Annotated in this window: 26 protein-coding genes; 6 read left to right on the top strand and 20 right to left on the bottom strand. The window is 71.8% G+C overall.

Annotated elements, in window-relative coordinates; translation table 11 throughout:
• Positions 1 to 8: 8 nt before the first annotated feature.
• From trpC to hisI, 6 genes are all read right to left on the bottom strand, one after another.
• The gene (gene trpC, locus ACZ7L6_RS26250) at positions 9 to 818 is read right to left on the bottom strand and encodes an indole-3-glycerol phosphate synthase TrpC (RefSeq protein ID WP_471927886.1); all 810 of its coding nucleotides are present in this window, start codon (positions 816 to 818) and stop codon (positions 9 to 11) included.
• Between the two features lie 138 nt (positions 819 to 956).
• On the bottom strand, positions 957 to 1,421 hold the full coding sequence (locus tag ACZ7L6_RS26255; protein WP_471927888.1) for a DUF2752 domain-containing protein: 465 nt from the start codon (positions 1,419 to 1,421) through the stop codon (positions 957 to 959).
• A 79-nt stretch (positions 1,422 to 1,500) separates the two neighbouring features.
• Positions 1,501 to 1,752, bottom strand: coding sequence for an HGxxPAAW family protein (locus ACZ7L6_RS26260; RefSeq protein ID WP_471927890.1), 252 nt, complete (start codon positions 1,750 to 1,752; stop codon positions 1,501 to 1,503).
• A 114-nt stretch (positions 1,753 to 1,866) separates the two neighbouring features.
• On the bottom strand, positions 1,867 to 2,511 hold the full coding sequence (locus ACZ7L6_RS26265) for a TIGR02234 family membrane protein (RefSeq protein WP_471927892.1): 645 nt from the start codon (positions 2,509 to 2,511) through the stop codon (positions 1,867 to 1,869).
• 103 nt (positions 2,512 to 2,614) lie between these two features.
• The gene (locus ACZ7L6_RS26270) at positions 2,615 to 4,102 is read right to left on the bottom strand and encodes an anthranilate synthase component I (RefSeq protein ID WP_471927894.1); all 1,488 of its coding nucleotides are present in this window, start codon (positions 4,100 to 4,102) and stop codon (positions 2,615 to 2,617) included.
• An 11-nt stretch (positions 4,103 to 4,113) separates the two neighbouring features.
• Positions 4,114 to 4,542 (bottom strand): phosphoribosyl-AMP cyclohydrolase, encoded by a 429-nt coding sequence (gene hisI, locus ACZ7L6_RS26275; protein ID WP_471927896.1) that lies wholly within the window; start codon positions 4,540 to 4,542, stop codon positions 4,114 to 4,116.
• A gap of 131 nt (positions 4,543 to 4,673) precedes the next feature.
• Here hisI and ACZ7L6_RS26280 point away from each other — a divergent pair, with 131 nt between their 5' ends.
• Positions 4,674 to 5,309 carry a TIGR03085 family metal-binding protein gene (locus tag ACZ7L6_RS26280; RefSeq protein WP_433039003.1) on the top strand — a complete coding sequence of 212 codons (636 nt, stop codon included), beginning with the start codon at positions 4,674 to 4,676 and terminating at the stop codon, positions 5,307 to 5,309.
• A 7-nt stretch (positions 5,310 to 5,316) separates the two neighbouring features.
• Here the strand turns inward: ACZ7L6_RS26280 and ACZ7L6_RS26285 are convergent, their stop codons facing one another.
• From ACZ7L6_RS26285 to hisD, 10 genes are all read right to left on the bottom strand, one after another.
• The gene (locus tag ACZ7L6_RS26285; protein ID WP_471927899.1) at positions 5,317 to 6,570 is read right to left on the bottom strand and encodes an MFS transporter; all 1,254 of its coding nucleotides are present in this window, start codon (positions 6,568 to 6,570) and stop codon (positions 5,317 to 5,319) included.
• Positions 6,571 to 6,584: 14 nt separating this feature from the next.
• Positions 6,585 to 7,175 (bottom strand): ArsR/SmtB family transcription factor, encoded by a 591-nt coding sequence (locus ACZ7L6_RS26290; RefSeq protein ID WP_471927901.1) that lies wholly within the window; start codon positions 7,173 to 7,175, stop codon positions 6,585 to 6,587.
• Between the two features lie 121 nt (positions 7,176 to 7,296).
• The gene (gene hisF, locus ACZ7L6_RS26295; protein WP_433039007.1) at positions 7,297 to 8,052 is read right to left on the bottom strand and encodes an imidazole glycerol phosphate synthase subunit HisF; all 756 of its coding nucleotides are present in this window, start codon (positions 8,050 to 8,052) and stop codon (positions 7,297 to 7,299) included.
• Positions 8,053 to 8,089: 37 nt separating this feature from the next.
• Complete coding sequence (locus ACZ7L6_RS26300; protein WP_471927903.1) at positions 8,090 to 8,482, bottom strand: RidA family protein; 393 nt, start codon at positions 8,480 to 8,482, stop codon at positions 8,090 to 8,092.
• Entirely contained in the window at positions 8,479 to 9,204 is a 726-nt protein-coding gene (gene priA, locus ACZ7L6_RS26305; protein WP_471927905.1) for a bifunctional 1-(5-phosphoribosyl)-5-((5-phosphoribosylamino)methylideneamino)imidazole-4-carboxamide isomerase/phosphoribosylanthranilate isomerase PriA, read from the bottom strand. The genes ACZ7L6_RS26300 and priA overlap by 4 nt, the downstream gene beginning before the upstream one ends.
• A 4-nt stretch (positions 9,205 to 9,208) precedes the next feature.
• Positions 9,209 to 9,850 carry an imidazole glycerol phosphate synthase subunit HisH gene (gene hisH / locus ACZ7L6_RS26310; RefSeq protein WP_471927907.1) on the bottom strand — a complete coding sequence of 214 codons (642 nt, stop codon included), beginning with the start codon at positions 9,848 to 9,850 and terminating at the stop codon, positions 9,209 to 9,211.
• Positions 9,847 to 10,011 carry a hypothetical protein gene (locus tag ACZ7L6_RS26315; RefSeq protein WP_031483405.1) on the bottom strand — a complete coding sequence of 55 codons (165 nt, stop codon included), beginning with the start codon at positions 10,009 to 10,011 and terminating at the stop codon, positions 9,847 to 9,849. Before ACZ7L6_RS26315 ends, hisH begins: the two co-directional genes overlap by 4 nt.
• A 4-nt stretch (positions 10,012 to 10,015) precedes the next feature.
• Positions 10,016 to 10,609 (bottom strand): imidazoleglycerol-phosphate dehydratase HisB, encoded by a 594-nt coding sequence (gene hisB / locus ACZ7L6_RS26320; protein ID WP_363158125.1) that lies wholly within the window; start codon positions 10,607 to 10,609, stop codon positions 10,016 to 10,018.
• Entirely contained in the window at positions 10,606 to 11,712 is a 1,107-nt protein-coding gene (locus ACZ7L6_RS26325; RefSeq protein ID WP_471927910.1) for a histidinol-phosphate transaminase, read from the bottom strand. The genes hisB and ACZ7L6_RS26325 overlap by 4 nt, the downstream gene beginning before the upstream one ends.
• On the bottom strand, positions 11,709 to 13,034 hold the full coding sequence (gene hisD, locus ACZ7L6_RS26330) for a histidinol dehydrogenase (protein WP_471927912.1): 1,326 nt from the start codon (positions 13,032 to 13,034) through the stop codon (positions 11,709 to 11,711). The genes ACZ7L6_RS26325 and hisD overlap by 4 nt, the downstream gene beginning before the upstream one ends.
• A 180-nt stretch (positions 13,035 to 13,214) precedes the next feature.
• On the opposite strand from hisD, the gene ACZ7L6_RS26335 reads away from it, so the two are divergent.
• The 4 genes from ACZ7L6_RS26335 to ybaK all read left to right on the top strand — a co-directional run bounded on the left by ACZ7L6_RS26335 (position 13,215) and on the right by ybaK (position 17,340).
• Positions 13,215 to 14,792, top strand: coding sequence for an oxidoreductase (locus ACZ7L6_RS26335; RefSeq protein WP_471927914.1), 1,578 nt, complete (start codon positions 13,215 to 13,217; stop codon positions 14,790 to 14,792).
• 180 nt (positions 14,793 to 14,972) lie between these two features.
• A complete protein-coding gene (locus ACZ7L6_RS26340; protein WP_471927916.1) occupies positions 14,973 to 16,064 on the top strand; it encodes a hypothetical protein in 1,092 nt (363 codons plus the stop codon).
• Positions 16,065 to 16,075: 11 nt separating this feature from the next.
• On the top strand, positions 16,076 to 16,813 hold the full coding sequence (locus ACZ7L6_RS26345) for an LON peptidase substrate-binding domain-containing protein (protein WP_471927918.1): 738 nt from the start codon (positions 16,076 to 16,078) through the stop codon (positions 16,811 to 16,813).
• Between the two features lie 23 nt (positions 16,814 to 16,836).
• The gene (ybaK, locus tag ACZ7L6_RS26350) at positions 16,837 to 17,340 is read left to right on the top strand and encodes a Cys-tRNA(Pro) deacylase (RefSeq protein ID WP_471927920.1); all 504 of its coding nucleotides are present in this window, start codon (positions 16,837 to 16,839) and stop codon (positions 17,338 to 17,340) included.
• Positions 17,341 to 17,645: 305 nt separating this feature from the next.
• Here the strand turns inward: ybaK and ACZ7L6_RS26355 are convergent, their stop codons facing one another.
• The 4 genes from ACZ7L6_RS26355 to ACZ7L6_RS26370 form a co-directional block, all read right to left on the bottom strand.
• Positions 17,646 to 18,428 (bottom strand): AAA family ATPase, encoded by a 783-nt coding sequence (locus ACZ7L6_RS26355; protein WP_471927922.1) that lies wholly within the window; start codon positions 18,426 to 18,428, stop codon positions 17,646 to 17,648.
• A gap of 34 nt (positions 18,429 to 18,462) precedes the next feature.
• Positions 18,463 to 19,287: an ABC transporter permease gene (locus tag ACZ7L6_RS26360; protein ID WP_471927924.1), complete on the bottom strand. Its 825-nt coding sequence runs from the start codon at positions 19,285 to 19,287 to the stop codon at positions 18,463 to 18,465.
• 100 nt (positions 19,288 to 19,387) lie between these two features.
• Complete coding sequence (locus tag ACZ7L6_RS26365; protein ID WP_471927926.1) at positions 19,388 to 20,362, bottom strand: ABC transporter ATP-binding protein; 975 nt, start codon at positions 20,360 to 20,362, stop codon at positions 19,388 to 19,390.
• A 214-nt stretch (positions 20,363 to 20,576) separates the two neighbouring features.
• Positions 20,577 to 21,797, bottom strand: coding sequence for an NYN domain-containing protein (locus ACZ7L6_RS26370; protein ID WP_471927928.1), 1,221 nt, complete (start codon positions 21,795 to 21,797; stop codon positions 20,577 to 20,579).
• Between the two features lie 247 nt (positions 21,798 to 22,044).
• On the opposite strand from ACZ7L6_RS26370, the gene ACZ7L6_RS26375 reads away from it, so the two are divergent.
• Entirely contained in the window at positions 22,045 to 22,209 is a 165-nt protein-coding gene (locus ACZ7L6_RS26375) for a hypothetical protein (RefSeq protein WP_471927930.1), read from the top strand.
• Positions 22,210 to 22,262: the final 53 nt, after the last annotated feature.

Below are 22,262 nucleotides of genomic sequence, written 5' to 3' on the forward strand. Positions count from 1 at the left end.
GCGGGTGATCAGCTGCGGCCGTGGCGCAGTGCGGGGTGCTCGCCCGCCGCCACCAGGTCGGCGACCGCCGTCTTCGGGTCCTTGCCGGTGACCAGGGACTCGCCCACCAGGACCGCGTCGGCGCCGGCGTTGGCGTACGCGATGAGGTCGTGCGGGCCCCGGACGCCCGACTCGGCCACCTTGACCAGGCCGGCGGGGATCTCGGGCGCTACGCGCTCGAACGTCCCGCGGTCGACCTCCAGGGTCTTCAGGTTCCGCGCGTTGACACCGATGATCTTCGCACCCGCGTCCACGGCGCGCTCGACCTCGTCCTCGTCGTGCACCTCGACCAGCGGGGTCAGGCCGATGGACACCGCGCGCTCGATCAGGGACTCAAGGGCCGACTGGTCGAGGGCCGCGACGATCAGCAGGGCGAGGTCGGCGCCGTACGCCCGGGCCTCCCACAGCTGGTACGACGTGACGATGAAGTCCTTGCGCAGGACCGGGATGTCCACGCGCGCGCGGACCGCCTCCAGGTCGGCCAGCGAGCCGCCGAAGCGCCGCTGTTCCGTCAGCACGGAGATGACGGCCGCGCCGCCCGCCTCGTAGTCCGCGGCGAGCCCGGCCGGGTCGGCGATCGCGGCCAGCGCGCCCTTGGAGGGACTGGAGCGCTTGACCTCGCAGATGACCTTGACGCCGTCGCCCTTCAGCGCGGCTACCCCGTCCTTGGCCGCGGGAGCCTTCGCCGCGCGCTCCTTGAGCTCGTCGAGGCTGACGCGCGCCTGCCGCTCCGCGAGGTCGGCACGGACTCCGTCGATGATCTCGTCGAGCACACTCACGCGAGCGGCCCCCTTCCAGACGGTTGACAGTTCCAGCGACCAGTGAAAACAGGTGGTCACTGCGATGGTATCCGGAGGAGGGCGTAGGCCTCGCATCCGGTTGACGCCGGTCCCACTACCTGGACGTTCCTCAGTTGATCAAGGATGCAGCCAGCCACCGAAGGGCAGGTTCCGGACAACGGTGAAGACCAGCAGCAACGCCCCCGCCGACCACAGCTGCGCCGACGAGAGATCGAGCCTGAGCGGCCGCCCTCGTACCGCCCGGATCACCCAGACGGTCCACACCACGGCGAAGAGCGCATAGCCGGCGACGGCGAGCGCGTTGTCCTGGAGTGCCGCCGCGAAGTCCCCGTGGACGACGGCGTGCGCGCTGCGCAGTCCGCCGCAGCCGGGGCAGTAGATGCCGGTGTACTGCAGGAGCGGACAGGCGGGGTAGTGGCCGGGCTCGTTGGGGTCCACGGCCCCTACGTAGGCGAAAGCACCGACGACGGCCGCCAGCACCCCCGCCGGGACGGCCAGTCGCCCCAGGACGGCGCCGGCGCCCGGCTGCGTCGCCCCGCGGCTGTCGGTCGACCCCTGGCCGTCGGCGTTCACGTCTCGCATTGTGCCCCTGTACGCGCGTGAGGGGCGTCCCCTTGCGCTCATCGGCGCCGGGTCGCCCCTCAGCGAGGTGCTGCGCGTCTCAGCTCTTGGCGCTCGCCGTCTCGCGCTCCTGCGTCGTGAGCAGCGCCTTGTGCGCGTCCTTCGGCTGCCCCATGCCCATCGCGCTCATGACCCAGCCGACGATGCCGCCGACGACCACGAGGCCCATGCCGCCCCAGAAGCCCGCGGGCTGGTCCATCACCATGAAGGCGCCCGCCACGCAGAAACCGATGAAGGCGATCGTGACACCGGTCCAGGCGGCCGGGGTGTGACCGTGGCTGCTGCCCGCCATTGCTTGCTCCTCGTTGCTGTGTACGTGTTGTACGTGGGTGAGCCGGTCGCTCGCTGTCATTGTCCCGCACGCGTGCGGGTGCGGTGATCGGGGGTCACGACGCGCAGGCCGGGGCTATGTTCCGGTCGGGTCCTCGCCGCGGTCGAGGGCCTTCCAGAGTTCCTCGGGGCGGTCGGGGTCGGTGGCCGGGTCCTTGCGGCGCCGCGGCCGGGGTGCGCCGCCGCGCTCGTAGCGGCCGGACATGCCGGGCCACAGGCGGCCGTAGCGCAGGGCCAGCAGTCCGGCGAGCAGGATCAGGGCGCCGCCCACGGCCGCGACGTACGGCCACGCGGTGTGGGTGAGGGCCTGGACGGTGGCCGAGGTGTCGCCGGAGGCCTGCGCGGCCTTCTCGTCGAGCGCGGAGCTGTCGGAGGCGCCGAGCAGGGCGGCCGCGACGGTGCCGGCTCCGGAGAGCGCGAGGAGGGCGGCGACCATGAAGCGGCCGGCCCGGCGGACGGCGAAGACGGCGACCAGCGCGGCGAGCCCCACTATGGCCAGGGCCGCGGGGACGCCTGTGACGTCGCTGCCCTTGGCGATCAGGGGGAACGGGCCGCCGGCCACCGTCACGGTGCCCTCCGACCAGCGCTGCCGGGTGGCGAGCAGCGCCACGGCCGCGCCGAGCGCCCCGCACAGCAGGGCGACGGCGAGGCTCATACGGCCGGCCCGGGCGGAACCAGGGGCTTCGGAACGGGGGTGAGGTACAGCAGTCACGTAGTCCACTATCACCCGAACCCGGAACGATCAGTCACCCGGGGTTCGGTGAGAACCGCCACCCGGGTTCACCCACGGTTCGCGGGCAGCGGTCACCCGGGTGCGCACAGGCTCACCCGAGCCGGTTCGCCGTGTGCACCGCCCGGAGTACCGCGGCCGCCTTGTTCCGGCACTCGGTGTCCTCGGCGACCGGGTCCGAGTCGGCGACGATGCCGGCGCCGGCCTGGACGTACGCCGTGCCGTCGCGCAGCAGGGCCGTACGGATGGCGATGGCGGTGTCGGAGTCGCCCGCGAAGTCGAGATAGCCGACGCAGCCGCCGTACAACCCGCGCCTGGACGGTTCGAGTTCGTCGATGATCTGCATGGCGCGGGGCTTGGGGGCGCCGGAGAGGGTGCCGGCCGGGAAGCAGGCCGTCAGGACGTCGAAGGCCGTGCGGCCCGGCGCGACCCGTCCCGTCACCGTCGAGACGATGTGCATCACATGGGAGTAGCGCTCGATGGACATGAAGTCGACGACCTCGACCGAACCCGGCTCGCAGACCCGACCCAGGTCGTTGCGGCCCAGGTCGACCAGCATGAGGTGCTCGGCGCGCTCCTTGGGGTCGGCGAGCAGTTCGTCGGCGAGGGCCTGGTCCTCCTGCGGGGTGGCGCCCCGCCACCTGGTCCCGGCGATGGGGTGGACCATCGCCTGTCCGTCCTCGACCTTCACCAGCGCTTCCGGCGAGGAGCCGACGACGTCGAAGCCGTCGAAGCGGAACAGGTACATGTACGGGGAGGGATTGGTCGCCCTGAGGACCCGGTAGACGTCCAACGCGCTTGCCGTGCACGGGGTTTCGAAGCGCTGGGAGGGCACGACCTGGAAGGCCTCCCCGGCCCGGATGCGCTCCTTGATGTCCTCGACGGCCTCCTGGAAGTCCTCGCCGCCCCACAGGGCGGTGTACTCGGGCAGTTCGGAGGGCGGGAGCACGGCCGGGGGCTGGGCGACCGCGCGCGAGAGGTCGGCCTCCATGGCGTCGAGGCGGGCGACGGCGTCCGCGTGGGCCTCGTCGACGCCGGTGTCGAGGTCGTTGTGGTTGATCGCGTTGGCGATCAGCAGGACGGAGCCCTCCCAGTGGTCCATGACGGCGAGGTCGCTGGTGAGCAGCATGGTCAGCTCGGGCAGCTTCAGGTCGTCCCGCTCACCGGGGCCGATCTTCTCCAGGCGGCGCACGATGTCGTAGCCGAGGTAGCCGACCATGCCACCGGTGAAGGGCGGCAGGTTCAGGTCGTGGGCGAGGTCGCGCGGGGTGTGCAGGGCCTCGATGGTGGCGCGCAGGGCGGCGAGCGGGTCGCCCTCGACGGGGACGCCGACGGGCGGGGCGCCGAGCCAGTGGGCCTGGCCGTCGCGCTCGGTCAGCGTGGCGGCGCTGCGGACGCCGACGAAGGAGTAGCGGGACCACGAGCGGCCGTTCTCCGCGGACTCCAGCAGGAAGGTGCCGGGGCGCTCGGCGGCGAGCTTGCGGTAGAGCGCGACCGGGGTGTCGCCGTCGGCGAGGAGCTTGCGGGTGACCGGAATGACGCGGCGGTCGGTGGCCAGCTTGCGGAACGTCTCGAGGTCCATGGCGGCTGACCTTACTGATCCGAGGCGGGTACGCCGGAATCGGCGCCGGCGGTGCCGTTGTCGCCGTCCTTGAGCAGCACATCGACGTCGAAGCAGGTGCGCGCGCCCGTGTGGCAGGCCGCGCCGACCTGGTCGACCTTGACGAGCACGGTGTCGGCGTCGCAGTCCAGGGCCACGGACCTGACCCACTGGAAGTGGCCGGACGTGTCGCCCTTGACCCAGTACTCCTGCCGGCTGCGCGACCAGTAGGTGCAGCGGCCTGTGGTGAGCGTGCGATGCAGGGCCTCGTCGTCCATCCAGCCGAGCATCAGCACCTCTCCGGTGTCGTACTGCTGGGCGATGGCGGGGAGGAGCCCGTCCGCGCTGCGCTTGAGGCGCGCGGCGATCTCGGGGTCCAGCCGGCTGGGCTGACGGGGCGTGCTGGTGGTCATGCCTGCCATTGTGCCGCGCCCCGCTGACAACGCTGGGTGACTGTCCATTGAGTGGATAGGGGCGGCGCGAAGCGCCCCGATGTGGGGTGGTGGCCGGGTGACGGGTGGGCGGACCCGATACGCAGTCGTAGGCTGACTGCATGTCGACCTTCGCCAAGCGTGAACGACTTCTCCTGGCCGACCTCTTGGAGGCCGAGGGCCCCGACGCCCCCACCCTCTGCGAGGGCTGGACGACCCGTGATCTCGCCGCGCACGTCGTGGTGCGCGAGCGCCGCCCCGACGCCGCCGCCGGCCTGCTGATCAAGCAGCTCGCGCCGCGCCTGGACAAGGCGATGGAGGAGTTCGCGGCGAAGCCGTACGAGGAGCTGATCCAGCTCATCCGCACCGGCCCGCCGCGCTTCTCGCCGTTCCAGCTCAAGCAGATCGACGAGGCGTCGAACACGATCGAGTTCTACGTCCACACCGAGGACGTCCGCCGCGCCCAGCCGGACTGGACGCCCCGCGAACTGGACCCGGTGTTCCAGGACGCCTTGTGGTCCCGTTTCGAGCGCTCCGCCCGTCTGGTGGGCCGCAGCGCCCCCACGGGCCTGGTGCTGCGCCGCCCGAACGGCCAGACGGCGGTCGCCCACCGCGGCACGCCGGTCGTCACGGTGACCGGCGAGCCGTCGGAGCTGCTGCTGTTCGCCTACGGCCGGCAGAGCGCCGCCAAGGTGGAGCTGGACGGCGACAAGGACGCGATCGCCAAGCTGCACGAGACGAAGCAGCTGGGGATCTGAGGGGCGGTCAGCGGGGCAGTTCGGCGCGGCGGAGGGGACGGGCGGCAAGGGCGACGACGCCGCCGAGACCGCAGACCGCCGCGCTGACGACGAAGACCGGACCGGTGCCCCACGCCTCGATCGCCACGGCGGCCAGCGGCATGCTGAGCGGGGCGAGGCCGAGGCTGGCCAGACTCGCGACGGCGGTGACGCGACCGAGGTAGGCGGGGTCGGACTGTGTCTGCAGCAGGGCCGCGCACAGGGCGCCGCTGAGTCCGGCGAGCAACCCGATCAGCACGGCCACGCCGACCGCCACGGCGACGACGGGGGCGTAGGCCAGGGCACCGATCGCGACCGCGCCCGCCAGGATCGCGTACGCGGCGACATGACCGGCGTACGGCAGGCGCCCCCGCACGGTCAGCAGCAGCGAGGCGGCCCCCGCGCCGACGCCGAAGCCGGCGAGCACCCAGCCCATCCCGGCGGCGCCCCAGCCGCGCTGGTCGGCCAGCAGTGCCAGTCCCACGTTCAACGGGCCGACGAAGCCGAGGTCTCCGAGGGCGATGGCGATCATCAGCGGGGCGAGGACACGGTGCCGGCGGATGTAGCGCAGGCCGACCACGAGATCGCGCCAGGCCGTGTCGGCGGCGAGGCTCGCCTTGTCGTCGGGAGGCAGCTCACGTACCCGTACGGAGACCAGCAGCGGCACGGACACCGCTATCAGCAGCCCCGCCAGCCCGAAGGCCGCCGCGGCACCGCCCATGGCCACGCCGAGGCCGCCGAGCGGGCCGCCGACGACACTCGCGAACCGGATCCCGAGCCCGCGCATGCCCTGCACGCGCGCGAGCTGGCCCCGGCTCGTCACGCGCGCGGGGAGGGCGCCCACGGCGGGCATGAACACGGCGTCGACCGTGCCGAAGAGCACGGCGAGCGCGGCCAGCGGCCACAGCCCCGGGTCGGTGAGGAAGAGCAGCGCGGCCACGGCGAGGACGGCGCCGCAGCGCACGGCGTCACTGCCGATGACCACCCTGCGCGGGCCGAACCGGTCGGCGATCACTCCGCCGCCCAGCATCAGCAGGGCCCGCGGCACAGCGCTCGCCGTCATCACCAGGCCCGCCTGCGCGGGCGTCCCGGCCTGTACGGCCGCCCAGGACAGGGCGAGGTAGTAGACGTTGTCGCCGACCATGGAGGCGGTGTACGCGGTGAGCCAGCGCAGGACGTTGGGGTCGCGGTGGGCCGGCCGCTCGGCGGCAACGGCGGCAGGGCCTGTGAGCGTGACGGTCACGGGAGCTGTGCCTCTCAGAAGCGGAACGGGAAGCCGTACGTGTGCACCGCGACGTTCTCGCGGCCCTCGGTGTCGCCGGACGCGTCGGCGGCCCGGCCCTGCTCCTCGTACCTGCGGACGAGGGCGTACATCTCCTTGGACAGCTCGGAGAGTTCGTCCGCGGTGAGCCTGAGCAGCCACTCGGCGGAGTCGGAGGCCGTGGTCCACGCGTCGCCCCAGTGGGGGCGCTCGTCCAGGTAGCGGCGGTACATGTCGACGCGCTGCTCGAAGAAGAGCCGGCTGGCCGCGGTGTGCGCGGCGGCCTTCTCCGGCGCGTCCCGGAAGTCCGCGTCGTGGATGGAGATCCCGTCGGAGGCGGGCTGCCACCAGCGCTCCCGGCCGTCCGCGCTCTGCGTCCCGGCCTCCTCGATCAGGCCATGCTCGGCGAGCTTGCGCAGGTGGTAGCTGACCAGCGAGACGGCCTCGTCGACCTGGTCGGCCAGCTGGGACGCGGTCGCCGAGCGCGCGATGGTCAGTCGCCGGTACAACTGCGCCCGCAGCGGGTGAGCGAGCGCCTTGAGCGTGCCCACGTCCGTGATGCGGCGGTCTCTCTCCCTGTCTGCCATACGCCTCACGGTAGATACGAAAGGAAAATTGCACAACTTATTTTGCGCAACATTCCTTTCGTATCTGCCCAGTAAGAGCCCCGGCCGGGATCGGCCGGGGCACCCTCGTCAAGAGCTCGCGCTAACGGACCGCGTGTCCCGCCGCCCGCAGCGTCTCCTTCACCTCGCCGATCCGCAGATCACCGAAGTGGAACACGGAGGCGGCGAGCACCGCGTCCGCCCCCGCCCCCACCGCCGGCGGGAAGTCGTCCAGCTTGCCGGCGCCGCCGGAGGCGATCACCGGGATCGTCACGTGCTTGCGTACCGCCCGGATCATCTCCAGGTCGTAGCCGTCCTTCGTGCCGTCCGCGTCCATCGAGTTGAGCAGGATCTCGCCCGCGCCCAGCTCGGCGGCCCGGTGCGCCCACTCGACGGCGTCGATGCCGGTGCCCTTGCGGCCGCCGTGGGTGGTGACCTCGAAGGTGCCCTCCGGAGTGCGCCGCGCGTCGACCGACAGCACCAGCACCTGCCGCCCGAACCGCTCCGCGATCTCGCGGATCAGGTCGGGGCGGGCGATGGCGGCGGTGTTGACGCCCACCTTGTCCGCGCCCGCGCGCAGCAGCCGGTCCACGTCCTCGGCCGTGCGGACGCCGCCGCCGACCGTCAGCGGGATGAAGACCTGCTCGGCGGTGCGGCGCACCACGTCGTACGTCGTCTCGCGGTTGCCCGACGAGGCGGTGATGTCCAGGAACGTCAGCTCGTCGGCGCCCTCGGCGTCGTACACCTTGGCCATCTCGACGGGGTCGCCCGCGTCGCGCAGGTTCTGGAAGTTGACGCCCTTGACGACCCGGCCGTTGTCCACGTCCAGGCAGGGGATGACTCGGACCGCCAGGGTCATGAATCCACGGCTCCTCTGAGTTGCCTCGAAAATGCCTCTAGCCTCTGAAGGCTTCTATTTCCACTTCGACCAGGATGCGCGGGTCGACGAAGCCCTCGACGACCAGCAGGGTCGACACCGGCCGCACCGCGTCGAAGAGGTCCTTGTGGGCCCGGCCCACCTCGTCCACGTCGCGCGCGTGGGTCAGGTACATCCTCGTACGGACCACGGACTCGACGCCGAGCCCGAACTCGCCGATCGCCTCGATCGCGCTGGTGAAGGCCACCTTGGCCTGCTCGTACGGATCGCCCTCGCCGTACAGCACATGTCCCTTGAAGGACGTGGTGCCCGACACCAGGACGCGGTCGCCCGCCGCGACGGCACGTGCGAAACCGAAGGACTCTTCCCAGGGACTTCCGCTCTGCACGCGCCGTACGGCATCGGACGTCATGACGACACAGCCTCCAAGGCCTCTTCCAGGGTGAACGCCTTCGCGTACAGGGCCTTCCCGACGATGGAGCCCTCGACACCGAGGGGCACCAGCTCGGCGATGGCCCGCAGGTCGTCCAGGGACGAGACGCCGCCGGAGGCGACGACCGGGCGGTCCGTCGCCGCGCAGACGTTCTTCAGCAGCTCCAGGTTCGGGCCCTGGAGGGTGCCGTCCTTGGCGATGTCGGTGACGACGTAGCGGGCGCAGCCCTCGTTGTTGAGGCGCTCCAGCGTCTCGTAGAGGTCACCGCCGTCGCGGGTCCAGCCGCGGCCGCGCAGGGTCGTGCCGCGTACGTCGAGGCCGACGGCGATCTTGTCGCCGTGCTCGGCGATGACCTTGGCGACCCACTCGGGGGTCTCCAGGGCGGCTGTACCGAGGTTCACGCGCGTGCAGCCGGTGGCGAGCGCGGCGGCCAGGGAGGCGTCGTCGCGGATGCCGCCGGACAGCTCGACCTTGATGTCCATCGCCTTGGTGACCTCGGCGATCAGCTCCCGGTTGTCGCCGGTGCCGAACGCGGCGTCCAGGTCGACCAGGTGCAGCCACTCGGCGCCCGCCCGCTGCCAGGCGAGGGCGGCCTCCAGCGGGGAGCCGTAGGAGGTCTCGGTGCCGGACTCGCCGTGCACGAGGCGGACGGCCTGGCCGTCGCGGACGTCGACGGCGGGGAGGAGTTCGAGCTTGGCCATGTCTCTACAGGGTTCCGATCCAGTTGGTGAGCAGCTGCGCTCCGGCGTCGCCGGACTTCTCGGGGTGGAACTGGGTGGCCCACAGGGCGCCGTTCTCCACGGCGGCCACGAAGGGCTTGCCGTGCGTCGACCAGGTGACCTTGGGAGCGGTCATCACCGGGTTCTCCGTCGCCAGGGTCCAGTCGTGGACGGCGTAGGAGTGCACGAAGTAGAAGCGGGCGTCCGCGTCCAGGCCGGCGAAGAGCTCGGAGCCGGCCGCCACGTCGACGGTGTTCCAGCCCATGTGGGGCACGATGTCGGCCTGCAGCGGCTCGACCGAGCCCGGCCACTCGCCGAGGCCCTCGGTCTCGATGCCGTGCTCGATGCCGCGCGCGAAGAGGATCTGCATGCCGACGCAGATGCCCATCACGGGTCGTCCCCCGGCCAGCCGCCGTTCGACGATCCAGTCGCCGCGCGCTTCCTTCAGCCCCCGCATGCAGGCGGCGAAGGCGCCGACGCCCGGCACGAGCAGGCCGTCGGCGTTCATGGCCTTGTCGAAGTCACGGGTGATCTCGACGTCGGCTCCCGCGCGCGCGAGGGCGCGCTCGGCGGAGCGGACGTTGCCGAAGCCGTAGTCGAAGACCACGACCTTCTTGGAGTCGGTCAATTCCACACCTCCAGCCTCAGGACGCCCGCGACGAGGCACATCGCGGCGCCTATCGAGAGCAGCACGATGAGGCCCTTGGGCATCTGCTGCTTGACGAAGGAGTAGATGCCGCCGACCAGGAAGAGGCCGACGACGATCAGCAGGGTCGACAGACCGTTCATGGCTTTACAGCGCACCCTTCGTGGAGGGAAGGATGCCGGCCGCGCGCGGGTCCCGCTCGGACGCGTACCGCAGGGCCCGGGCCAGCGCCTTGAACTGGCACTCGACGATGTGGTGCGCGTTGCGCCCGTACGGCACGTGCACGTGCAGCGCGATCTGCGCCTGGGCGACGAAGGACTCCAGGATGTGCCGGGTCATCGTGGTGTCGTACTCGCCGATCATCGGCGCCATGTTCTCGGGCTCGGTGTGCACGAGGTACGGGCGGCCGCTGAGGTCGACGGTCACCTGGGCCAGCGACTCGTCCAGGGGGACCGTGCAGTTGCCGAATCGATAAATCCCCACCTTGTCGCCGAGGGCCTGCTTGAAGGCGGCGCCCAGCGCGAGGGCGGTGTCCTCGATGGTGTGGTGGGAGTCGATGTGCAGGTCGCCCTCGGTCTTCACGGTCAGGTCGAACAGACCGTGCCGGCCGAGCTGGTCGAGCATGTGGTCGTAGAAGCCGACGCCGGTCGCCACATCGACCTGGCCCGTGCCGTCCAGGTTTATCTCGACGAGGACCGAGGTCTCCTTGGTCACCCGCTCCACTCGTCCTACGCGGTTCATGCGCTCTGCTCCTTCTTCAGTTCACGTACCGCGTCGAGGAACGCGTCGTTCTCTTCAGGGGTTCCGGCGGTGACCCGCAGCCAGCCCGGCACACCGTTGTCCCGGACCAGGACGCCCCGGTCGAGGATCTTCTGCCAGACGGCGTGCGCGTCGTCGAACCGCCCGAACTGCACGAAGTTGGCGTCGGAGGCGGTCACCTCGTAGCCGATCGCCAGGAGTTCGGTGACCAGCCGGTCCCGCTCCGACTTCAGCTGCTCGACGTACTTGAGCAGCGTGTCGGTGTGTTCGAGGGCGGCCAGGGCGGTCGCCTGGGTGACGGCCGACAGGTGGTACGGCAGCCGTACGAGCTGGACGGCGTCCACCACCGCCGGGTGCGCGGCGAGATAGCCGAGCCGCAGGCCGGCGGCGCCGAAGGCCTTCGACATCGTCCGGGAGACGACGAGATTCGGCCGGCCTTCGAGCAGCGGCAGCAGCGAGTCGCCGTGGCTGAACTCGATGTACGCCTCGTCGACCACGACCATCGAGGGCTTCGCCGCCTGCGCGGCCTCGTAGAGCGCGAGGACCGTCGCTGGCGGGACCGCGTTGCCGGTGGGGTTGTTGGGCGTGGTGATGAAGACGACGTCCGGCCGGTTCTCGGCGATCGCCTTCTCGGCGGCGGCGAGATCGATCGTGAAGTCGTCGTTGCGGGGTCCGGAGATCCATCCGGTGCCCGTGCCGCGCGCGATGAGGCCGTGCATCGAGTACGACGGCTCGAAGCCGATGGCCGTACGGCCCGGTCCGCCGAAGGTCTGCAGCAGCTGCTGGATGACCTCGTTCGAGCCGTTGGCCGCCCACACATTGCCCAGGCCCACCTCGTAACCGGACGTGTCCGTCAGGTACTTGGCGAGCTGGGTGCGCAGCTCGACCGCGTCCCGGTCCGGGTAGCGGTTGAGGTTCCGGGCCGCCTGGCGGACGCGCTCGGTGATCCGCTCGACCAGCGGCTCGGGCAGCGGGTAGGGGTTCTCGTTGGTGTTCAGCCGTACGGGGACGTCGAGTTGGGGCGCGCCGTAGGGGGACTTGCCGCGCAGCTCGTCCCGTACGGGGAGATCGTCGATGCCAGTCACTTGCTTCCGGGTACCTTCCAACCGAACCTTGCCTTGATCGCCGCGCCGTGTGCCGGCAGGTCCTCCGCCTCCGCCAGCGTGACCACGTGATGCGCGACCTCGGCCAGCGCGTCCTTCGTGTAGTCGACGATGTGGATGCCGCGGAGGAAGGACTGCACGGACAGCCCGGAGGAGTGGCAGGCGCAGCCGCCGGTCGGCAGCACGTGGTTGGAGCCCGCGGCGTAGTCGCCGAGCGAGACCGGCGCCCAGGGCCCGATGAAGATCGCGCCGGCGTTGCGCACCCGGTCGGCCACGGCGGCCGCGTCGGCCGTCTGGATCTCCAGGTGCTCGGCGCCGTACGCGTCGACGACCCGCAGGCCCTCGTCGACGCCGTCGACCAGGACGATCGCGGACTGCTTGCCCTTGAGGGCCGGGACGATCCGGTCGTCGATGTGCTTGGTGGCCGCGACCTGCGGCTCCAGCTCCTTCTCCACGGCGTCCGCCAGCTCGACGGAGTCGGTGACGAGGACGGCGGCGGCGAGCGGGTCGTGCTCGGCCTGGCTGATCAGGTCGGAGGCGACATGCACCGGGTCGGCGGTGGAGTCGGCCAGGATCGCGATCTCGGTCGGGCCCGCCTCGGCGTCGATGCCGATCTTGCCGGTGAAGTAGCGCTTGGCGGCGGCGACCCAGATGTTGCCGGGGCCGGTGACCATGTTGGCGGGCGGGCAGGACTCGGTGCCGTACGCGAACATCGCGACGGCCGTCGCACCGCCGGCCGCGTACACCTCGTCCACGCCGAGCAGCGCGCACGCGGCGAGGATCGTCGGGTGCGGCAGGCCGTTGAACTCGGCCTGGGCCGGGGAGGCGAGCGCGATCGACTCGACGCCGGCCTCCTGGGCGGGCACGACGTTCATGACCACGGAGGACGGGTACACCGACCGGCCTCCGGGCGCGTAGAGCCCGACCCGGTCGACCGGCACCCACTTCTCGGTGACCGAGCCGCCGGGCACGACCTGGGTGGTGTGCGTCGTACGGCGCTGCTCGCGGTGGACGAGACGGGCGCGGCGGATGGACTCCTCCAGGGCCGCGCGCACGGCCGGGTCGAGCTCCTCCAACGCGCGCGCAAGTGCCGCGGCCGGGACCCGCACCTGGTCGAGCCTGACACCGTCGAACTTCTCGGCGAAGTCGATCAGCGCCGCGTCGCCCCGATGATGCACGGCCTCGCAGATCGGACGCACCTTCTCCAGGGCGGCCGAAACGTCGAAGTCGGCTCGGGGCAGCAGGTCGCGCAGGGCGGGGCCCTCGGGAAGGGCGTCGCCGCGCAGATCGATTCGGGAGATCACGGGCTCAATTCTCTCAGACCCGGGTCGCGAGCCGTCCGCGCATTCCAATGGCTGATACGCGCGTCCTCAGGAACCCGGAAGATCCCCTTCACGTCTAGCGTTCGGGGCGTTACTCAGCGGGCATGAACGGTTGTACGAGGACAAACGACCCGCGAGGAGAACGGGGAGGAAGGAAAAGCTGTGACCGAGGGGCCCGGCACCCCGGACGGGGAACTGCCGGACGGTCTGACCGCCGCCGAGATAGGCATGTGGCAGGCCTTCCGCAACGGCACCGTGTACGACCTGAGCAGCGGCGACACGGCCGTCGACGATCCGCACGGCGGGCATCCCTGGGGAGAGGAGCGGACCGTACGCGCGCGGATCGTCTGCTGGCTGCTGCTGGACGGGCCGCCCGCTCTCGCGGGCCGGGTGTCGTCGCTGAAGCTGGTCGGTGTCCGGATCAGCGACACGATGGACCTCGCGGGCGGCACGGTGGTGCCGTACGTCGAGATGCGCGGCTGCCGCTTCGACCAGGAGATCCGGCTGCCGGAGGCCCACTTCACCACCGTGCGGCTGGTGGGCTGCTCGGTGCCGCGTCTGGAGGCGGCCCGGGTGCACACGGAGGGTGACCTGCACCTGCCGCGCTGCCGCTTCCACAACGGGGTACGGCTCACCGACGCGCAGATCGGCACGGACCTGCTGCTCAACCAGGCGATCGTCTACCGGGACCGCAGCGGCCGCTCGATCGCCGCGGACGGCATCAACGTCGGCCAGGACCTCCAGGCCGAGATGCTGGAGTCGCACGGCGAGCTGAGCCTGCGCGGCGCGAACATCGGCGTGTCGCTCAGCCTGCGGGGCGCGCGGCTGGTCAACCCGTACACGCGGCTCGCGCTGAACGCCCCCCAGCTGACCGTCGGGCGCACCCTGTACCTGACCCCGGCGGGCGTCGGCAGTCCGCTGCTGAGCGGCCGCACTCCCGCGCGCGGGACGCGCATCCAGCGGTTCGCGTGCCAGGGCGGGGTGCGGCTGGACGACGGACGGTTCGGGGACGCGGTCGACCTGGAGCGGGCCCGGTTCACCTTCACCGATGAGCAGGAGCTGTCGCTGCGCCGCATCCAGACGCCCGAGCTGCGCTTCCTGGGCGAGCGCCCTGAGCGCGGCGGGGTGGTGCTCTCGGGGGCGCGGGTCGTCAACCTGATGGACCGGGCGGACGCCTGGCCGGGTCCGGGCCTGCTGCACATGGGCGGCTTCACCTACGAGAACCTCGTGCCGCGCGGCCCGTTCCCGCTGGAGCGGCGGCTGGAGTGGGTGGCCGCGGCGACCGCCGAGTACAACCCGGAGCCGTACGAGCTGCTGGCCTCCGTCCTGCGGGCGGGCGGCGAGGACGAGGACGCGCGCGAGGTGCTGCTCGCCAAGCAGCGCCGCCGCCGCGAGACCCTGCCGCCCGCGGCCAAGCTGTGGGGGTACGCGCAGGACTGGACGGTCGCCTACGGGTACCGGCCGGGCCGGGCCGCCGTATGGATGGCGGTGCTGTGGGCGGCGAGTTCGGTGGCCTTCGCGTACGCCGACCATCCCCCGCTCAAGGGCGGCGAGCATCCGACCTGGAACCCGGCCCTGTTCGCCCTCGATCTGCTGCTGCCGGTCATCGACCTGGGCCAGGTCGGCTTCTGGCAGCTGAGCGGCGGCTACCAGTGGCTGGCCGCGGCGATGATCCTGCTCGGCTGGGTCCTGGCGACGACGGTGGCGGCGGGGGCCACGCGGCTGCTGCGACGGAGCTGACCCGGCTGAGCTTCACCGGGTATCGCTGAGTTTTGTGAGGTCAGTGGGGTTCCTGAGGAGAACATACGAATGTCGGACAGTTGTTGAACCGTTGACCTTTACTGCTTCTTGACCCATCCGCGTACAACTTTCCACGGGTTATCCGTTCCCTCTGGCGCGGGTAGGACCAGCGGTCTTTCAATGGTCGACACCATGGCTCTGCTGCTCCCGTTCGGCCGTGCGTCCCGGACGACAAGGAACGTAGAACACCCCGCCGTCGGGCTCCCCGCCGATGCCGAGGTGCTCCTCGACGCGCCCGACGACCACCTCGGACCCGCGCTGGTCGCGGCCGGGCAGGGCGCGTACGAACCGGCCGCCCAGCTGCTCGCCGCCACCCGGCTCGGAGCTCGGTGGGAGTCCCGCGACGGATATGTGCTGCGCCTTGCCGCCTTCGCGCGCTCGCGGCCGGAGTGGCTGCAGGCCTGGAGCGCGGCCGCCCCGCACGATCCGGACGTGCTGCTGGTCCAGGCCCAGCTCGCGGTGGACCGCGCCTGGCAGTCACCGGCCCGGGCCGAGCAGCTGCGCGGGCTGAGCCCGCTGATCACGGCCGCCGCGCGCGCCGACGACCGCGACCCGGTGCCGTGGCGGATCGCGCTGGACCACGCGCGCGGCTCCCGCGCCGGGCACACCTACTTCGGGGAACTGTGGGAGGCGGCTCTGCGCCGCGCCCCGCTCCACTACGGCTGCCATGTGGCCGCCCTGCGGTACCTGGCCACGTCCTGGCACGGCTCGCACCGTGAGTGCTTCGACTTCGCCGACCGGGCGGCCCAGGACGCCCCGGCCGACTCCCTCGTGCAGGCGCTGCCGACCCGGGCCGCCTTCGCCTACCTGACCGACGGCTGCGGTCCGGGCGTACCGCCGGAGCGACTGGACGCGGCGGCCGACCGGGCCATCGCGCTCTCCGCGCGGTTCCCCGCGGCCGACCTCTGGCCGGCCGGGATGCGCAACAAGCTGGCGTACGTCCTGGTACGGCTGGGCCGCTGGGAGGACGCCCTGGAGCAGCTGCGCCTGATCGGCCCGTACGCCACCTCCTTCCCGTGGGGCCGGTTCTCGGAGGATCCGCTGGGCCGGTTCCTGGAGGTGCGCGAGGAGGTCCGGGCGCGGGCGGCGGCCGCCGCTCCGCGGGAGGCACGCGCCGGTCATCCGCAGGCCGGGCATTCAGGGGCCGGTCACTCCGGGGCCGGTCATCCACGGAGTGGGCACGCCGGACGTGTTCACTCCGGCGACCACTAGGCTTTGGCGCCGTGACCGTCCGTCTTCCGCTCTTCCCCCTGAACTCGGTGCTGTTCCCGGGTCTCGTGCTGCCGCTGAACGTCTTCGAGGAGCGCTACCGCGCCATGATGCGCGAACTCCTGAAAACCCCCGAGGAGGAACCGCGCCGCTTCGCCGTCGTGGCGATCCGCGACGGCCAAGAGGTGGCCCAGAGCGCCCCCGGCATGCCGGACCCCACGTCCATCCCCGAGCGCGGCCCGGCGGCAGGCTTCGGCCCGGACCCGCTCAAGGCGTTCCACGGGGTGGGCTGTGTGGCGGACGCGGCGACGATCCGGGAGCGGGCCGACGGCACCTTCGAGGTACTGGCGACGGGAACGACTCGCGTACGCCTGCTCTCGGTGGACGCGTCGGGCCCGTTCCTGACCGCGGAACTGGAGGAGCTCACGGAGGAGCCGGGCGACGAGGCGGGGGCGCTGGCGGAAGGGGTCCTGCGGGCCTTCCGCCAGTACCAGAAGCGCCTGGCGGGCGCCCGCGAACGCTCCCTGTCGACGGCGGCCGACCTCCCGGACCAGCCCTCGGTCGTCTCCTACCTGGTGGCGGCCGCGATGATGCTGGACACCTCGACCAAGCAGCGCCTGCTTCAGTCCCCCGACACGGCGTCCCGCCTGCGCGACGAACTGAAACTCCTTCGCACCGAGACCTCGATCATCCGTACCCTGCCGTCGCTGCCGGCGTCGGACCTGACGCGCGGCCCGACGAGTCTCAACTGACGCACTTCTGGGGAACCGGCCACATGGCGAAGAAGTCGAAGAAACAGCAGCAGACGGGCGGCACGCCCGCGACGGTGGCACTCACCGCAGCCGGCGTCTCGTACACGATCCACTCCTACGACCACGACCCCTCCCACCCCTCCTACGGCGAGGAAGCGGCAGAGGCGATGGGCGTCTCCCCGGACCGGGTCTTCAAGACGCTGGTCGCGGACGTGGACGGAAACCTGACCGTGGCCGTGGTCCCGGTGGCGGGCCAACTGGACCTCAAGGCGCTCGCGTCGGCGGTCGGCGGCAAACGCGCGACCATGGCCGACCCGGCCCTGGCGGAACGCACCACCGGCTACGTCCGGGGCGGCATCTCCCCGTTGGGCCAGCGCAAGAAGCTCCCGACGGTCGTGGACGCATCGGCCTCCGCCCACACCACGATCTGCGTCTCGGCGGGCCGCCGCGGCCTGGAGGTCGAACTCTCCCCCGAAGCCCTGACCAAGCTCACGAACGCGACCCTGGCCCCCATCGGGCGTGCGTGACCCCTCGACGCCCACGATGTCCTCGGCTATTTACGGAGGACATGTCGAAGAAAACACGCAAACGCAAGTGGCGCACCAAGAAGGGCCGCTCGAACCACGGCCACCGCCCGGCATAACCACCAACCCCTCCAGGGGGGCTCCACCTCGCAACACCGGACCAGGCACTCCAGCCCGTCCGGCGTTTGAGGACGAGGCCCTTTCGGGGCCGACGGGGGTCCAGGGGGCGGAGCCCCCTGGCGGGGTCGAAGGGGCGGAGCCCCTTCAGGATGGGACGGGTAGGGGCGGCGGGGGCGAAAAACCCGGCGTCACGCCGACGGCGCCCCGTACGACCCTCCCTGCGCATGCCCCTCCGCATGCTGCTGATACGGCTCCCCGTCCCGAGGCCCGAACAACGCCATCAGCCCCAGATGCACCACCAGCGCAGCCAGCGGCCACACCAGCCACACCCCCTTCGCCCCCAGCTTCAACGGCGCGGAGAAGGCAACCCCCTTCCCCACATCCTTCGCATGGGCGATCACATCCTCGGTCGGCCCGAGCCACACCCCCACCCGCCAGGCCAGCAACGACCCGAGGAACCCCCCGACAGCCAGCGCCACCACCAACGGCACGCCCCCACGCCGCCGTATGAGAAACACGGCAACCGCACTCACCAGCCCGAACGCGAGCGCAAGCAGAGTGAACGTTCCGTCCACCCCGACCGCCTGCTCGCCCTCGGTGTCCTTGAAGTAGACGACCCAGTTCTTGTCGACGACGTCCCCGACCAGCGGCACACTGGGCGCCAGCCACCACCACAGCACCCCGAGCAGCGCACCGGACAGCGCCACGACCACCGCGACCACGGCGGCCTCCCGCACTTCGGTCTTCATTCCGGGACCGTCCTGTCCGTACGAGGCATGAACGCCGTACATGCCGTACCCGCCGTGAGCACCCGCAGGACCCTGGGGACTCTGGGAGCCGGAGGAACCGGACGGAGCGCCGTACCCGGCGTCACGCGGCGCGGAAGCGGCGTGCCCGGCAGCGGGCGGCTGCCACGCATTGTTCGGGGACTGGTCATGCGGCGGCGGTGGTGGAGTCAGCGGAGCGGTCACCCTGCCATCGTGCCAGGCCGACCTGTGCGGCGCGTCACCGGACGGCCGCCCGACGGTACGCCCAGGTGGCGACGGCCAGCGAGACGACCCCGACCATCCCGCACACGGCGAGGTCACCGAGGACGAAGGCCCAGTCGGGATGCGGCCCGAACGTCCGCGCGAAGGCCTCCACGCCGTACGTCGACGGCAGCAGATCCCGCGCGAACCGCACGACCTCCGGCATCCGGTCGGCCGGCAGCACCCCCAGCAGCAGCGCGGCAGACATCCCCAACTGCCCGAGCAGCGTGGCCAGTTCGGGACGAGGAGCGAGCAACCCGAGGGCCGCCCCCAGCCCCGCCAGCGCCGCTCCCGCCAACGGGATCACCGCCGCCAGCACCCACAGATGCGCCACCGGCAACCCGAACAGCACGCACCCGAAGACGGCCGTCACCACGGTCCCCGGCACGGTGAAGGAGGCGTACGCCCCGGCCGCCCCCAGCACCACCGCGGCCGGCGGCACCGGCAGCGTGGCGTAGTGGTCGAGACCACCGCTGGCCCGCAGCTGCCCGAAGTACTGGGCCAGCAGATTCAGCGCGACGAAGGCCACGACGAGCACCGCCGACCCGGCCACCACGGCCTGCGCCTCGGCCCCGCCGTCCACGACCCCGCGCATCAGGATCATGATCCCGATCGACTGGAAGGTCGCCACGAACAGCAGCGGGATCCGCGCGACCCGCGCACGGGACAGCTGTGCCCGGTACACGGCGCACAGCGACGGCCACAGCCGGGCACGCGGCCCGAGCTCGGCCGCGGCCGGAGCGGCCGTCTCGTCGACGGCCAGCGCGCTGCCCGGCAGAACCTCGGCGGGTACGACACTCACGTGGCGCTGCTCCCTTTCACACGGGGGATCACCGGGGAGGTGGCCCTGTTCCGACCGGTGGCCCTGTTCCGTACGGATACGGAAACGACAGTCTGCGTGCTCAAGCCTTCACCAGCCCCTGCTGTGCGGCCCCGCCCAGCGCCAGATACACGTCCTCCAGGCTGGGCGTGGCGAGCGTGAAGTCGTCCAGCGCGGCGAAGGCGGCCCCGCCGGTGACGGTGGCGACGACCGCGCGCGCCTCCTCGGGGGCGAGCCGCAGCGTCCAGCGGCGCCCGGACTCCACGGCCCGGTCCTGCAGCGCGGCGACCTCGGGTACGTCCAGGGGCGCCCGGTCCCGCCACAGCAGCTCGACGCGGACCTCGCCCGCGACCCGTTCCTTGAGCCCGGACGGCGTGTCACAGGCGATCACGCGGCCCCGGTCGAGCACCGCGACCCGGTCGAGCACGGTCTCGGCCTCGATGACGTTGTGGGTGACGAGCAGCACGGTCGTCCCCAGCTCGGCCCGCCGCCGGTCCACGGCCGACCACACGGCCCGCCGCGCCACCGGGTCCATCGCGGTGGTCGGCTCGTCGAGCACGAGCAGTGGCCGCTCCCCCACCAGCGTGGCGGCGAAGCAGGCCAGCCGCCGCTGCCCGCCGGACAGCTTCTTCAGCGGCCGCCCCGCGATCGGCGTGAGCCCCAGCTCGTCGAGTACGGCGTCCCGCTCGGCCCGCGCCTGCCGCACGTCCAGGCCGCGCAGCCGCCCGGTCGTCTCGGCTGCGAGCGACACGGTCAGCTCGTCGAGAGCGGTCGACTCCTGCCCGAGGTAGGCAAGGATGCGCGCGGCCCGCTCCGGGTGCCGCACGATGTCGTGCCCGAGGATCTCCACGCTGCCGCGGTCGGGGCGCATCAGCCCGGTGAGCTGCCGTACGAGAGTCGTCTTGCCGGCGCCGTTCGGTCCGAGCAGTCCGAAGATCTCACCGCGCCGGATGTCCAGCCGTACGTCGTCGGTGGCCCGCACCTCGGGCGTCCCCGGCGCCCCGCGCCGCGCGCGCACCGCCGGATAGGTCTTGGTCAGCCCGCGCACGGCGCACACGACATCACCACTGTGCCGAAGTGCCTGTGCCGCGCGCGTACTCACAAGGGACGAGACTACGGGGTCCGCACCCCGGCTCCGCCCTCGGGTCGGCCACTCGGCACAAATCGCCAGCTCGCGGTCACAAATCTCCCTGTCGGGTAAATCCGCCGCAACGGCGCTCGACCACGACGGCGAAGTCCGGTGGTACCGGAGTCACCGCATCCCACCCTGTTCACTCACCCGCAGGCGCGTGCTCCGCCGCCGTCCGCACGTCGATCTCCCGCCAGAACCCGGCCCGGATCGCGTACCGATCATGCTCGTCGATCTGGTCGTCCTTGTGCGCGAGCAGTCCGAACCGAGCCGCGTACCTGAGCAGCTCCCCGTCGATCCGGTGCGGAATCCGCGGGTACATCCCGGACAGCCGCTGCAGATGGCTCTGGTCCCCCAGCCGCCCCATCCACCGCCGCGCGAACACCTGCCCCACCTCGTACGGATCGCCGCCGACCGTCGTGATGTCCTCCTCCCGGTCGGCCCACCGCTGCTCCGCCGTCGTCAGCTGCGCGAGCGTCGGCATCGAGGCGGCCTCGGGCGACTCGGCGGCGACGCCGGGCCGGTCGACCCAGCCCTTGTCGGAGGACCAGCGCAGTGTCGCGCTCGCCGGGGGCTGGGCCTGCTGCACGCCGGGCGCGCGCAGGGCGGCCAGGTCCTTCGGCGTGGGCACGCCCTTGGGCGCCGGCACCCGCTCCTGCGTGCCGTTCTCCGAGGCGGCGACCGCCGGGGCGTGCCGGCCCTCGTCGGCGGACCGCTCGGCCGGGGCGGCGAGCGCCGAGTCGGGCAGCGGCGCGGAGAGGATCGCGGCGATCTCGGGGCGGGGCGCGGGCGGGGGCGCGCAGACTCCGGTGAGCTCCTTGGCGCGTACGGCCTTGGTGATCCACGTACGGTCGAGGACGCGCCGCTCGTCGGCCTCGGCGACCAGGTCCTCGGACTGGTTGTAGTCGCCGTCGGCGGCCTGCACGGCCCACAGGTGTACGGCGACGCCGTGCTCCTTGGCGGCCATCATGCCCGGCAGCAGATCGCCGTCCCCGGTCACCAGCACCACGTCGGAGCAGGCGCGGTTGCGAGCCAGTTCGGTGAGCTCGGCGTGCATCGCGGCGTCCACGCCCTTCTGGGCCCAGCGGCCGTCGCTGCGGGTCAGGGCGCCCAGCCGGACGGTGACCCGGGGCATCACGCGCAGCCTGCGGTGCTCGGGCTGGGGGACGCGGTCGGGGGCGCCGTCGAACCAGTAGATGCGCAGCAGGGGCTGCTGCGTGTCGGACTCGGCGCGTTCGCGCAGCCCTTGAATGAGGGCGGTGTGGTCGACGGTGATCCGGGACCGGGAGGGCTCGCCGGCGAGGAGGCTCGCGGCGGCCCCCAGCAGATACCCGGCGTCCACCAGGACGATGCAGCGGTCCACGCGACTCACCCTCTTCCTGGGAGGTTTGCTTCGGGCTTCCTTCGAGTCTGCCCGACCGCGCGGGGGTTAACGGGGCGAACTCGATCTTCGGCGTGGCGTTTCGGGGCATCGCCGCCACGAGGCGCCGTGCCTCACGCCCCGACAACCGCTGTTACACAGGGTAATTATCCGAAATGCGTTCTTTATCAGCCTATGTGAATCTGGTCGCGGCCCTGGCCCCTAGATCCCCCACAGGAGGCAGATCACCATGGCCAAGAACAAGAAGCAGGACCGAAAGCAGCCGCAGCCCGAGCGTGGTCAGCAGCAGGCCCAGCCGTCCTCGATGGAGACGCAGGCCGAGCAGCGCATCACGCCCGTGACCCCGGGCGACATGGCCCGCAAGGGCCGGCAGAAGCGCTTCGGTCACAACTGACATCTGCATAACGGGTTGTTGAGACCCAGGCACATGAAGAGGGGCGCGTCCCG

It is taken from the genome of Streptomyces sp. NPDC107522 (genome assembly GCF_055657525.1).

What these genes read in the sequence shown, in the direction of transcription:
- ACZ7L6_RS26255 (WP_471927888.1), bottom strand. Translation starts at nt 1,421, where the DNA reads ATGCGAGACGTGAACGCCGACGGCCAGGGGTCGACCGACAGCCGCGGG.
- ACZ7L6_RS26260 (WP_471927890.1), bottom strand. Translation starts at nt 1,752, where the DNA reads ATGGCGGGCAGCAGCCACGGTCACACCCCGGCCGCCTGGACCGGTGTC.
- ACZ7L6_RS26270 (WP_471927894.1), bottom strand. Translation starts at nt 4,102, where the DNA reads ATGGACCTCGAGACGTTCCGCAAGCTGGCCACCGACCGCCGCGTCATT.
- hisI (WP_471927896.1), bottom strand. Translation starts at nt 4,542, where the DNA reads ATGGCAGGCATGACCACCAGCACGCCCCGTCAGCCCAGCCGGCTGGAC.
- ACZ7L6_RS26280 (WP_433039003.1), top strand. Translation starts at nt 4,674, where the DNA reads ATGTCGACCTTCGCCAAGCGTGAACGACTTCTCCTGGCCGACCTCTTG.
- ACZ7L6_RS26290 (WP_471927901.1), bottom strand. Translation starts at nt 7,175, where the DNA reads ATGGCAGACAGGGAGAGAGACCGCCGCATCACGGACGTGGGCACGCTC.
- hisF (WP_433039007.1), bottom strand. Translation starts at nt 8,052, where the DNA reads ATGACCCTGGCGGTCCGAGTCATCCCCTGCCTGGACGTGGACAACGGC.
- ACZ7L6_RS26300 (WP_471927903.1), bottom strand. Translation starts at nt 8,482, where the DNA reads ATGACGTCCGATGCCGTACGGCGCGTGCAGAGCGGAAGTCCCTGGGAA.
- priA (WP_471927905.1), bottom strand. Translation starts at nt 9,204, where the DNA reads ATGGCCAAGCTCGAACTCCTCCCCGCCGTCGACGTCCGCGACGGCCAG.
- ACZ7L6_RS26315 (WP_031483405.1), bottom strand. Translation starts at nt 10,011, where the DNA reads ATGAACGGTCTGTCGACCCTGCTGATCGTCGTCGGCCTCTTCCTGGTC.
- hisB (WP_363158125.1), bottom strand. Translation starts at nt 10,609, where the DNA reads ATGAACCGCGTAGGACGAGTGGAGCGGGTGACCAAGGAGACCTCGGTC.
- ACZ7L6_RS26340 (WP_471927916.1), top strand. Translation starts at nt 14,973, where the DNA reads ATGGTCGACACCATGGCTCTGCTGCTCCCGTTCGGCCGTGCGTCCCGG.
- ybaK (WP_471927920.1), top strand. Translation starts at nt 16,837, where the DNA reads ATGGCGAAGAAGTCGAAGAAACAGCAGCAGACGGGCGGCACGCCCGCG.
- ACZ7L6_RS26375 (WP_471927930.1), top strand. Translation starts at nt 22,045, where the DNA reads ATGGCCAAGAACAAGAAGCAGGACCGAAAGCAGCCGCAGCCCGAGCGT.